Raw genomic sequence first — 12,401 nt, 5'->3', positions numbered from 1 at the left:
ATATAATTGTTTTTTTATTTTATATTAATGGTCTTCAGACACTTTATGTGACATGTAAACCATTGATAACATAACAAAGATGTACGCTTGAATTGCACCTACGAAAATTGAGAAACCTTGCCAGATGATAAGCGGGATTGCTGCACCGAACCAGCCGAGCATTCCAGCGCCGCCGATACCTGCAAGCAAGCCGAGTAAAACTTCTCCGGCAAAGATGTTACCGTATAGACGAAGACCAAGTGTCAGAGTGGATGAAAACTCCTCGATGATCTTGAACGGTACCATAAACCATACTGGTTGAGCGAAACTCTTGAAATAATTGCCCGCACCGCGCATCTTAATACCATAGAAGTGTGTCAGTACAACCATTAAAGTTGAAAGCGTCAGCGTCACTGTAGCGTCTGCTGTCGGCGATTTCCACCATAATGTGTGTCCAGTCACAATCGCAAATGGTAAACCAAGCATGTTAGCAACAAAGATGAAAAGTAATAAAGTGACAGCTAAAAAGTGAAAGCGTGCCCCTCTCCCCCAGTCCATATTGCTGTTGATGATTCCGCGCGTGAAGTCGAAAATCCATTCAATAAAGTTTTGAGCACTCGATGGTCTGTGACTTAAATTGCGAGTGCAGAGAATCGCAATCAGAAGGACGATAACCGCTGTAATAACCAGCATCATAATCGAGCTTAGATTGAAGATGATATCGTGTCCCATGAAGTTCCAGATATAGAGTGGTGATGCGTGTTCCATTTCTTCACCTCTTCCTATTATTTATTATTGTTTCAGACTGATAAATGTATGTATGAGAATCATGACATACGTTAGAGTGAGGCCAAGCGCGATGCCATAGATGCTGATCGCTTCAGGAAATCTCACCCAGAAGAGGCAGGCCATCGTCGCAATGAGAAAACGAATACCCATACCACTAGAGATGTACAGCGACTCACTATTGATCGCGCGATACAGATAGTGATGCCATACAAAAGCACTGATTGCCGAAGCAATCGTACCGATGATTAATCCTAACGCGAAGCTACTTCCTGTAATAAGATAGGCAACAAGAAGTATGAGGATTAGATAGAGAAAAAACTGCAGATAACGCTTAAAAAAGATTTTGAAACTTGACATATAATATGTCTCCTTCGAACGCAATGAAAACCGTTACATTCCAAGGTTTATGATAATATAGCCCTAAATGTGTGTCAATGCCATGCCAAAAACTCAAAAAATAAAGTTTAACAAAATGTTCACATTTCAGACACATTTATTCTTTTTATTTTCGCGTTATCATTGCTTGCTGTTTTTATTTATCTGAAACCTTGAATGGAGTTGGTTTCTCCTCTGTCAAGCCGAAATAATGCTTAATATGCGCACAGATTCTCTCAGAAGTATGACCATCACCATAAGGATTGCTGGCCTGACTCATGGCATTATAGATCGATTCATCTGTCAGCAGTTCTTTAGTCAAACGGTAAATGTCTTCTTCTTCAATACCCGCAAGTTTAAGCGTCCCTGCTTTTACTCCTTCCGGACGTTCTGTTGTGTCACGTAGAACGATAACGGGTTTACCGAGTGATGGCGCTTCTTCCTGGACACCACCTGAATCTGTAAGGATAAAATGGCTTCTTGCCGCAAAGTTATGGAAATCAATAACATCCAGCGGCTCAATCAGTTTGATGCGATCATGGTCAGCCAGGTACTGTGCAGCGATTTCACGTACTTTCGGATTTTTGTGCATCGGATAGACTACTGTCACATCTTCATGTTCATCAATGATTCGTTTGATAGCTTTGAAGATGTTATGCATCGGTTCGCCGATATTCTCACGACGATGAGCAGTCAGTAAAATAATTTTTTTGTCTGCATATGCATCAATGATTTCACTATGGTAATCATCCTGTACAGTCGTTGATAATGCATCGATTGCTGTGTTGCCTGTTACGACAATTGCGTCTTCCGGTTTATTTTCACGGCGAAGGTTCTCAGCCGCTTCATCTGTCGGTGCAAAGTGAAGATCTGCAAGAACACCCGTCATCTGTCTGTTCATTTCTTCTGGGAACGGAGAATATTTATTGAATGTACGAAGTCCTGCTTCTACGTGACCGATAGCGACTTCATTATAGAATGCTGCAAGACCTCCCGCAAAAGTCGTCGTCGTATCACCGTGAACAAGAATCATATCCGGCTTCGCTTCTTTAATGACGCCTTCAAGACCTGTCAGCACGCGCCCAGTTACTTCAGTCAGTGTCTGACCGGCTTTCATGATATTGAGATCGTAGTCAGGTGTGATATCAAAGATTTCAAGTACCTGATCAAGCATCTCTCTATGCTGTGCCGTTACAACAACAATCGGCTCCAGACCTTCTTCTTTCTTCAACTGTAAAACGAGAGGTGCCATCTTGATGGCTTCCGGCCTCGTCCCAAATACCGTCATAATCTTCTTCATTTTCTTCTCTCCTTATTTTGTACCGAATAAACGGTCGCCCGCATCGCCAAGTCCTGGCACGATATAACCATGATCATTCAACTTCTCATCCAGTCCGGCGATATAAATATCAACATCAGGATGGGCTTCTTTTAATAATTCTACACCTTCAGGCGCTGCAATCAGACACATAAAACGGATTTTAAGTGCACCGCGCTTCTTGAGCGAATTAATCGCTTCAATTGCTGATCCGCCTGTTGCAAGCATCGGATCGACAACGATAAAATCACGTTCTTCTATGTCCTGTGGTAATTTCGCAAAATATTCAACAGGTTGCAGTGTCTCTGGGTCACGATATAAACCAATATGGCCGACACGTGCAGCTGGAATTAATTTCAGCACGCCATCCGTCATACCCAGACCTGCTCTTAAGATGGGTACAACTGCAATTTTCTTACCTGCTAAGCGCTTAGCTGTCATCTTAGTGACAGGTGTCTGAATTTCGACATCCTGCAGTTCAAGGTCACGTGTGACTTCATAAGCCATCAGCATGCCGACTTCATCGACTAGCTCGCGGAATTCCTTCGTTCCTGTTTGTTCATCACGAATATAACTTAGTTTGTGTTGAATCAATGGGTGGTCAAATACATGTACTTTGCCCATTATTGCACCTCTCTTTTATTGGTATAAGGGAAATCTAGCAACGAGCGCACTGACGCGTTCTTTTGCTTTATCAAGTGTTTCCTGTTCTTCATGATTATGCAGTACATCTGCTATAATTTCAGCGACTTCTTTCATTTCCTCTTCTTTGAAACCACGTGTTGTAACAGCGGGTGTGCCAATACGAATGCCGCTTGTTACAAAAGGACTGTTTTCATCAAAAGGAATCGTATTTTTATTTGTGGTAATACCGACTTCATCAAGTGCTTTTTCCGCAACCTTGCCTGTCAGACCAAAAGTCGTGACATCTACTGCAAAGACGTGGTTATCCGTACCGCCTGATACGATGCGTAGTCCTTTTTCTTTTAATGCTTCGCTCAGTGCGACAGCATTTTTCAGAACCTGCTCCTGATATTCTTTAAATTCAGGCTGCAGCGCTTCACCGAATGCAACAGCTTTAGCAGCGATGACATGCATCAGTGGTCCACCTTGGATTCCTGGGAAAATCGCTTTATCGATCGCTTTAGCATATTCTTCTTTGCAGAGAATCATACCACCGCGTGGTCCACGGAGTGTTTTGTGTGTCGTTGTCGTCACAAAGTCTGCATGCGGTACTGGACTTGGATGAAGACCAACTGCAACGAGTCCTGCGATATGTGCCATATCTACCATGAGCTTGGCACCGATTTCGTCAGCGATTTCCTTAAATCGAGCAAAATCAATCTGACGTGAATAAGAAGAAGCCCCTGCTACAATCAGCTTCGGCTGATGTTCATGTGCCAGACGACGCACCTCATCATAATCAATCGTTTCTGATTCCTTATCCACTTCATAAGCCACGAACTTGTAATCGATACCGCTGAAATTCACTTTAGACCCATGTGTCAAGTGACCACCGTGAGACAGATCCATTCCTAGCACTGTATCCCCTACTTCCAGTGCCACACGGTAAACTGCCATATTAGCCTGAGAACCTGAATGCGGCTGAACATTCACATGCTCGGCTCCAAACAATTCTTTAGCGCGGTCTCTCGCCAGATTTTCCGCAATATCCACAAACTCACAGCCACCGTAATAGCGTTTCCCCGGATAGCCTTCAGCATATTTGTTGGTCAGAACTGAACCTTGTGCTTCCATCACCGCTTCAGATACAAAGTTCTCTGATGCGATTAACTCGATATTGCTGTTCTGCCTTGCTCGTTCTTTTTCAATTGCCGCGTAAAGCTCTGCATCCTGTTTCTTGATCATGATGAATCCCCCTTAGTTTAATTCGTACTGTGCTCTTGGTCCGCCGATCAGCTTCGGTCGATGAGTCGCTATTGTCACAACTGCTTCACCGACTTTTTTCGTGTTGACCCGTACCGGAATCTGCACATGTTTGATATGCATACCGATTAATGTCTGTCCGATATCAATACCGCAGTCTGCCTGAATATGTTCAACGACCACAGGTTCTGATAGATGGCGATAAGCGTATGCACTCATACTGCCGCCTGCTTTTCTGACAGGCACTACAGTTACAGTCTGCAGGCCCAGCTTATCAGCCAGCGTTTTTTCCAGCGTCAGTGCCCGGTTGATGTGTTCACAGCCCTGAAAAACGAACTGAACACCTGTTTTCTCAGCAATAGCCTTAAAGGCCTCAAAAAAGGTTTCTGCGACTTCATCAGAACTATGTGTACCGATTTTTTCACCGATGACTTCTGACGTAGAGCAGCCGATGACGCAGATCTCACCTTCTTTGAAGAAGTGAATGGCTTCCAGTTCTGCGAGCAGTGTCTTAATGTCTGCCATAAGCATCTTCCAGTGCTGTAATCTTATCGATTCTTGCCTGATGACGTCCGCCTTCAAATTCACCTTTCAGCCACGTCTCAACAATCAGGAGTGCAAGACCCTCTCCGATGACGCGCTGCCCCATAGCGAGCACGTTTGAATCATTATGCTGTCTAGTGACTTGTGCCGTAAAGACATCATGGACAAGTGCACAGCGGACACCTTTTACTTTATTGGCTGCTATAGACATCCCAATACCTGTCCCGCAGATCAGAATACCTCTGTCATACTCTCCAGACGTCACTGCTTCACTGACTGGACGCGCGTAATCCGGATAATCAACAGAATCAGGTGAATCCGTGCCAAAGTCCTTATATTCAATTCCTAATTCATCAAGATGGTTCTTGATGGCTTCTTTATGCTGATAGCCACCGTGGTCACTTGCAATCGCAACTTTCATTTTAAGACCTCCCTTACTCGAATAGGTTCATTATAGCTTATTTGTATTTTTTCCTCGAGTGTTTATTAAACAGGTGGCAACTTTTTAGCTAAATTGTCAATATGCTTTCTTAATTCTGTAAACACCTGTTCATAATGTGCAAAATGTCCCCCGTATGGATCGGCGATATCTCTCTGACTATCCGAGGCATATTCTGAAAGTGTATAGACATTCGCTGCCGGATAAAGAGACTGGATGTTCTTTTTATGCTGGCGTGACATCGTCAGAATCAAGTCTACTTCAGCATCCTCCTCAGTGAAAGCCATTGCTGGACCGACTGCTGGTAACTGGTGCCTGCTGATGAGTTCAGCTGAATACTCAGACACGGGCGCCCCCGGGAAAGCCGCCAGTCCTCTTGATTCAAAAAGATGTGACGGTATAGCTGACTGCGCAAGACTCTCAGCAAGTGGGCTACGGCATGTATTACCTGTACAGACAAAAATTATTTTCATCTTTTTCCTACTTTCCGGCTGATGCCTTATCTATTCTATTCATCAGTGCCTGGCTCGCTTCATCACGTTTAAAACCGCTGAGAATGATCTCTGTGATTTCTTTATTGTGATCGATCGCTCTCAGGACATCATAAAGATTTGCCGATGCACCTTTAATATCCTGTTCATCCTGACAGAGCGGATAGAAAGTGCCACCCGTCACAAGAAAGCGAATGCTTTCCGGCCCGACAACTGCAGTGTGACGGTCGACTTGAAGAGATGAGGATATACCACCATCTACCAACTGAATCGGGCTATTCGGCGCATAGTGACGATATTTCATGCCGGGTGCAATGGGAGCATCATCACTCGTGTAATCAGCCTCCGTCATGCAACCTGCTACCACTTCTTCCAGCATGGATGCTGTAATAGCACCTGGTCTTGCAATTCTAAATGGATAACTTGAACAATCAAGCACCGTACTTTCAATTCCGATGTGACTATCATCACCGCGAACTATACCATGTATACGGCCATTTAAGTCTTCATAGACATGTTCATAATTGGTAGGAGAAGGACGACCGCTTAAATTGGCGCTCGGTGCTGCGAGAGGCAGGCCGACGATTTCCAGTAACTGCAGTGCAGTTTTATCTTCCGGCATTCTAACAGCAACCGTCTCTTTTCCTGCAGTCACCTGTTCAGCGAGGCTATCTTTCTTGAGTGGCAGGATAAATGAAATAGGTCCCGGCCAGAAATAATCCATCAATTGCTGAGCTGCCGGATGAATATTTTCGATGAAGTCCATCTGTTTCTGCGAATAGATATGAACAATCAGTGGATTGTCACTGGGTCTGCCTTTGGCCACATAGACTTTTGAGACCGCTGCTGCACTTTTAGCGTTTGCTGCCAGCCCGTATACCGTTTCAGTCGGTATCGCGATAAGCTCATCTTCTTTAAAACCTGCTATAATTTCTGCTATTTGTGGATATGTGGATAAGTCATGCACATAGTTACGCACATCCCAAACGTATGTTTCCATCTCATAATCGCCTCCATTATCCCTAGTTTAGTATAAAATAAAAAGTTATGCACAAATCGTGGATAACTTTTACGTTTTGTGCATAACTTATTGACACCATTTGAACCAGATGATGCGGTCCAGCTGATTAATATCTTTTTCTATATGGACGTCGACATTCGGATAAAGCTGATTGATAGACTCTTTCAAGGCCAAGCCCTGTGCATGACCGATTTCAAACAATACATGGCCGCCTTCTTTCATAACCTCAGGTAAATCCTGAATCATGCGTTTATAAAGTGCCAGTCCATCGTCGTCAGCAAAGAGGGCAAGATGTGGATCAAAATCCAGTACAGAATCAGACATCAGCTCTTTTTCACTTTCAGCGATGTAAGGTGGATTTGAAACGAGTATATCCAGCTGGATACTTTCTGCTTTAATAGGGGCGAGCAGGTCACCTTCTAGAAATCGGACAGATGCCCCCAGCAATTCTGCATTTCGTTTCGCTACTTCAAGTGCTTCAGAACTGATATCCACTGCGTAGACTTCGTAATCAGACTCCAGAGCAAGTGTGATAGCGATACAACCGCTGCCAGTTCCAATATCAGCTACGACCGTTCCCGCATATTCAAGGGTTCGTTCAACGAGTTCCTCTGTTTCAGGACGCGGAATCAGCACATGTCCATTGACTTGAAAAGGTCGGCCGTAGAACACCTGAAAACCGGTTAAATGTCCCAGAGGCACGCCAGATGCCAGCAGCTCTACTTTAGAAACATAGAGCTGCTGCATCTCCTCAGTCAGCACGGGCTGATCCAGCATGATATCAAGCCTGGATAGTTCAAATAAATCCATCAGCAGCCAGTCCGCGCCGTTTACAGGGATATCCTGCACGCGTAACAGCTGACGTGCAGGTATCAGCAGTTCGCTCGGCTTAAAGGACACCTTCGTTCAACTCTTCAAGCTTAGATGTCTGCTCAGCAACTGTCAGTGCCTCGATGATTTCAAGTACTTTACCTTCAACGATCTGATCAAGCTTCTGAATCGTCAGACCGATGCGGTGATCAGTTACACGGTTCTGCGGATAGTTATAAGTACGAATACGCTCTGAACGGTCACCAGAACCGACAGCTGATTTACGCTGTTCTGCGTATTTTGCCTGTTCTTCCTGCAGCATCATGTCATAGACACGTGTTTTCAGAAGCTTCAGGGCTTTCTCACGGTTCTGAATCTGTGATTTCTCTGAAGAAGTTGCGACAATACCTGTCGGAATATGCGTGATACGTACAGCAGAGTCAGTCGTGTTGACGTGCTGACCGCCCGAACCACTTGAACGATACGTTTCAATTCTTAAATCTTCCTGCTTGATGTCAATTTCAACATCTTCTACTTCAGGCAGTACGGCTACCGTTGCAGTTGATGTATGAATACGTCCACCACTTTCAGTGGACGGGATACGCTGCACGCGGTGTGCACCGTTTTCGAATTTCAGCTTACTGAATGCCCCGTTACCGTTAATCATAAAGATAATCTCTTTATAACCCCCGTGGTCCGCTTCGCTTGCTTCCATAATATCGATCTTCCAGCCCTGCTCTTCAGCGAACTTAGAATACATACGGAACAGATCGCCGGCGAAAATAGCCGCTTCATCTCCACCCGCTGCACCACGAATCTCCATGACAACGTTTTTATCGTCATTCGGATCTTTTGGAATCAATAAGAATTTCAGCTCTTCTTCTAGTGCTGGAATCTGCGGTTTCAGTTCTGCGATTTCTTCCTTAATCATTGCTTCTTCTTCTGCATCTTCAGCATCACCCATCATTTCGAGTGCTTCTTCCAGCTGCTGCTTTACTTCTTTATAATTGCGATAGACTTCTACTGTCTTTGATAAGTCTGACTGCTCTTTAGAATACTGACGCAGTTTATTTGGATCCGATACAACATCCGGATCACTCAGCAACTCATTCAGCTGCTCATAACGATCTTCAACGATTTCTAACTGATCTAACATATTAATCCTCCTCTGTACTTCTTACGATATGATGCGCCCGGCACCTTGGTTCGTAACTTTCATTTGCGCCAATCAGAATGAGCGGGTCATCAACACGTGCTGGTTTACCATCTATCAGACGCTGAGTACGTGATGCAGGCGAACCGCATACTGCACACACTGCCTGCAGCTTCGTGACGTGTTCACTGATGGCCATCAATTCTGGCACTGGATCAAAAGGCACTCCTTTAAAATCCATGTCCAGTCCTGCGACAATAACGCGATGTCCACGGTTTGCAAGTTCCGTCGCAATCTCAACTACGCCATTATCAAAAAACTGCACTTCATCTATCGCTACAATATCGATATCACTCGTCACATGGTCCAGTATAGCTGCTGAACCCGGCACATTGAACGCCTCTACTTTCGTGCCGTTATGCGAAACTACTTCATCATCGCTGTAACGGTTATCGATCTGCGGTTTAAAGACCATGACTTTCTGCTTTGCATAGAGTCCTCGTCTGATCCGTCTGATTAACTCTTCACTTTTGCCACTGAACATACTGCCGGCAATACATTCCACCCAGCCTGCGTGATAACTTTCATACATATGACCTGCCACCTTTTAACACATAATCGCTTCATTATATCATAAAATAAGACTTTTAAGCGCATAGCAAAAGGCGAATTTATGATACAAAAAAAGTTCCAGCATTCAGTTGAATGTGGAACTCGTAAGCTATTATTCGTTGCTTGATTTGAATCCGAATTTCTTGTTGAAACGCTCAACACGACCATCCGCAGATGCGAATTTCTGACGGCCAGTGTAGAATGGGTGAGAATCTGAAGAGATATCTAAACGGATAACTGGATATTCGTTACCGTCTTCCCATGTCATCGTTTCGTTTGAAGAACGAGTAGAACCGCTTAAGAATTTAAAATCTGTAGTAGAATCTAAGAAGATTACTTTACGGTATTCTGGATGAATGCCTTGTTTCATTATTTTTCAGCTCCTTTGCCCTGAACCATCTGGAACAGAGTTATTCGTGTTATACACGTCAATACTTACATATTATATAGGGTCTGACCTCAGAATGCAACCATTAAATAATCGGTTTGCCGCTCTTTGCACTCTCAGCCATACGCTCACCTAATTGGTTGAAGAAATCAGCATTATTGTCACTTTGCTTCAGTCGTCTTAGGAAGCGTTCAGTGAAGTCAGGTGCTTCAGTGAACAGGTTGCGCAGCTGCCAGACCATATCAAGTTCTTTCTTATCCAGCAGGAGTTCCTCTTTACGCGTTGAGCTCCGGCGGATATCTATCGCAGGATAGACACGCTTTTCAGCTAATTTCCGGTCAAGTGTCAGTTCCATGTTACCTGTTCCTTTAAATTCCTCGTAAATCATGTCATCCATACGTGAACCTGTATCTACAAGCGCTGTCGCAAGAATAGTCAGGCTGCCACCTGCCTCAATGTTACGAGCCGCACCGAAAAAGGCTTTCGGCTTATGCAGACTTGCTGGGTCAAGACCACCTGACAAGGTGCGGCCGCTCGGCGGAATCACCAGGTTGTACGCGCGAGCGAGTCTTGTGATGGAATCCATCAGGATGATGACGTCTTCTCCGAGTTCGACTAAGCGTTTCGCACGTTCAAGTAACAGTTCAGCCACTTTAACATGATGCTCAGGCGGCTCATCAAACGTTGAATGAACCACTTCTGCCTGCTCAACAGACCGTTCAAGGTCAGTTACTTCTTCCGGTCTTTCACCGACAAGTAGAATAAAGAGCTTCGCATCTGGATGATTCGTGCAGATCGCATTGGCTATTTCTTTCAGCAGAGAAGTCTTCCCTGCTTTAGGCGGTGCGACAATCATGCCACGCTGGCCAAAACCAATAGGCGTCACAAGATCCATAATACGTGTTGAATACGCTGTCTTAGTCGTTTCAAGTTTAATACGTCTATCCGGATATAGAGGCGTCAGCGCCTGGAAATGGGGACGCTTCTTCACTTCTTCCGCATTCTGATCATTGACAAAGTCCACCTGCAGGAGACCATAATATTTCTCATTTTCTTTAGGCTTACGTACTTTACCCGTTACTTTATCGCCTCGTTTGATTTCAAAGCGACGGATCTGACTGGCTGAAATATAAATATCTTTTTCACCTTTTGAGTAGTTGACCGTTCTCAGGAAACCGTAGCCGTCTAACTGTATGTCATCCAGTACGCCCTCCATATAATAATTGCCGTCCTGTTCCATCTGTTTTTCCATGACAGCCAGAACCAGCTCTTTTTTATTCAGTTTGCTATAGTTCACAAGTCCCAGTTCTTTTGCGCGTGCAGTCAGTTCTTTAGTCGTACTGTTCTTATAAAGCGCATCAAAAGATTCATACTGAGGGCTTGTCCGTTGTTTTTCAGTCATATGACACCTTCTATTTAATTTATTCATTTCTCTGATAATAGATAAGAGGGAAAGATACGGGGATCTTGCGATGAACTTTCATAGTTTATCATAAAACGAATCATGCCAAAAGAAAAATCAGCATGCCTCGCATGCTGATTGGTCTATTAGATTGTATCAGAATCGTTGATAGTGAGACCCGGTTTTTTCTCAAGGCTGTGACGACCTTGAACAAAGCGGACAGTTCCTGATTTAGCACGCATGACAAGTGAGTGTGTCGTTGCGAATCCACCTTTGAACTGAACACCTTTCATCAGTTCGCCGTCAGTCACTGCAGACGCTGCAAAGATAGCATCGTCACCTTTAACCATATCATCCAGCTGAAGAACGGTATTCGGTTCGATACCCATCTTGCGGCATCGTTCTTCCTGCTCTGCATCTTCAGGTAACAGGATACCCTGGAAGTCACCGCCAAGCGCTTTAATACCAACAGCCGCAATCACGCCCTCTGGTGCACCACCTGAACCAAATAAAATATCAACACCCGTAAAATCAAATGCTGTGTTAATAGCACCCGCTACATCGCCGTGCTCAATCAGTTTGATACGTGCACCTGTTTCACGAATTTCCTTGATAATACCTTGATGACGTTCACGATTAAGAAGCGTCGCCGTTACTTCAGAGATATCTTTATTTTTCGCTTTTGCTACCGCATGCAGGTTTTCGCTGACGCTCTTCGTGATGTCAACGACGCCCTTACATTCAGGACCCACCGCGATTTTTTCCATGTACATATCCGGCGCATGAAGCAGTGTCCCGCGGTCTCCGACAGCAAGAACCGTCATCGCATTCCAGCTACCTTCTGCAACCAGTGTCGTTCCTTCTAACGGGTCAACCGCGATATCGATGGCTGGACCTTCTTTAGTACCTAGTTCCTCACCGATATATAACATCGGTGCTTCGTCCATTTCACCTTCACCGATGACAACCACACCATCCATCGGAATTGTATCAAATACAGTACGCATCGCAGTTGTTGCTGCATCATCTGCTTCGTTCTTTAATCCTTTACCTACCCATTTCGCACTCTGAAGTGCCGCTGCTTCAGTCACACGAACTAATTCCATCGATAAACTACGTTCCATATTCCATTCTCCTTTATCTATCAGGTTTGCATTCACAAATAGTATAACACATTCAGGTTAATGGTATATT

At 44.5% G+C, this 12,401-nt stretch carries 15 protein-coding genes; all 15 read right to left on the bottom strand.

Translation table 11 applies throughout. The annotated features are described in order from the left end of the window. Nucleotides 1–24: 24 nt before the first annotated feature. A complete protein-coding gene (gene atpB, locus ERX27_RS07105) occupies nt 25–747 on the bottom strand; it encodes a F0F1 ATP synthase subunit A (protein ID WP_133432142.1) in 723 nt (240 codons plus the stop codon). 24 nt (nt 748–771) lie between these two features. Continuing rightward, complete coding sequence (locus ERX27_RS07100) at nt 772–1,125, bottom strand: ATP synthase subunit I (RefSeq protein WP_133432141.1); 354 nt, start codon at nt 1,123–1,125, stop codon at nt 772–774. Nucleotides 1,126–1,300: 175 nt separating this feature from the next. Further along, nucleotides 1,301–2,443: a non-hydrolyzing UDP-N-acetylglucosamine 2-epimerase gene (gene wecB, locus ERX27_RS07095; RefSeq protein ID WP_133432140.1), complete on the bottom strand. Its 1,143-nt coding sequence runs from the start codon at nt 2,441–2,443 to the stop codon at nt 1,301–1,303. Nucleotides 2,444–2,455: 12 nt separating this feature from the next. After that, nucleotides 2,456–3,085, bottom strand: coding sequence for a uracil phosphoribosyltransferase (gene upp, locus ERX27_RS07090; RefSeq protein ID WP_133432139.1), 630 nt, complete (start codon nt 3,083–3,085; stop codon nt 2,456–2,458). Nucleotides 3,086–3,100: 15 nt separating this feature from the next. Then, entirely contained in the window at nt 3,101–4,330 is a 1,230-nt protein-coding gene (locus ERX27_RS07085; RefSeq protein WP_133432138.1) for a serine hydroxymethyltransferase, read from the bottom strand. Between the two features lie 12 nt (nt 4,331–4,342). Next, nucleotides 4,343–4,873, bottom strand: coding sequence for a TIGR01440 family protein (locus tag ERX27_RS07080; protein ID WP_133432137.1), 531 nt, complete (start codon nt 4,871–4,873; stop codon nt 4,343–4,345). Then, entirely contained in the window at nt 4,860–5,312 is a 453-nt protein-coding gene (gene rpiB / locus ERX27_RS07075; protein WP_133432136.1) for a ribose 5-phosphate isomerase B, read from the bottom strand. The genes ERX27_RS07080 and rpiB overlap by 14 nt, the downstream gene beginning before the upstream one ends. A gap of 65 nt (nt 5,313–5,377) precedes the next feature. Then, entirely contained in the window at nt 5,378–5,803 is a 426-nt protein-coding gene (locus ERX27_RS07070; protein WP_133432135.1) for a low molecular weight protein arginine phosphatase, read from the bottom strand. A gap of 7 nt (nt 5,804–5,810) precedes the next feature. Beyond that, nucleotides 5,811–6,821, bottom strand: a complete 1,011-nt coding sequence (locus ERX27_RS07065; protein ID WP_133432134.1) for an L-threonylcarbamoyladenylate synthase — start codon at nt 6,819–6,821, stop codon at nt 5,811–5,813. An 87-nt stretch (nt 6,822–6,908) separates the two neighbouring features. Next, nucleotides 6,909–7,742: a peptide chain release factor N(5)-glutamine methyltransferase gene (gene prmC, locus ERX27_RS07060; protein WP_133432133.1), complete on the bottom strand. Its 834-nt coding sequence runs from the start codon at nt 7,740–7,742 to the stop codon at nt 6,909–6,911. Continuing rightward, complete coding sequence (gene prfA / locus ERX27_RS07055; protein WP_133432132.1) at nt 7,732–8,808, bottom strand: peptide chain release factor 1; 1,077 nt, start codon at nt 8,806–8,808, stop codon at nt 7,732–7,734. Before prfA ends, prmC begins: the two co-directional genes overlap by 11 nt. Nucleotide 8,809: 1 nt before the next feature. Further along, on the bottom strand, nt 8,810–9,397 hold the full coding sequence (locus ERX27_RS07050; RefSeq protein WP_133432131.1) for a thymidine kinase: 588 nt from the start codon (nt 9,395–9,397) through the stop codon (nt 8,810–8,812). 132 nt (nt 9,398–9,529) lie between these two features. Then, on the bottom strand, nt 9,530–9,787 hold the full coding sequence (locus ERX27_RS07045; protein WP_133418455.1) for a type B 50S ribosomal protein L31: 258 nt from the start codon (nt 9,785–9,787) through the stop codon (nt 9,530–9,532). Between the two features lie 103 nt (nt 9,788–9,890). Further along, nucleotides 9,891–11,207 (bottom strand): transcription termination factor Rho, encoded by a 1,317-nt coding sequence (gene rho / locus ERX27_RS07040; RefSeq protein ID WP_133432130.1) that lies wholly within the window; start codon nt 11,205–11,207, stop codon nt 9,891–9,893. Between the two features lie 146 nt (nt 11,208–11,353). Beyond that, complete coding sequence (gene glpX / locus ERX27_RS07035; RefSeq protein ID WP_133432129.1) at nt 11,354–12,331, bottom strand: class II fructose-bisphosphatase; 978 nt, start codon at nt 12,329–12,331, stop codon at nt 11,354–11,356. Nucleotides 12,332–12,401: the final 70 nt, after the last annotated feature.

Source organism: Macrococcus brunensis (genome assembly GCF_004359615.1).
GTDB classification, from domain to species: domain Bacteria; phylum Bacillota; class Bacilli; order Staphylococcales; family Staphylococcaceae; genus Macrococcus; species Macrococcus brunensis.
Note: the sequence above shows the minus strand (reverse complement) of the source record. Positions and strands in the feature narration are given on the sequence as shown.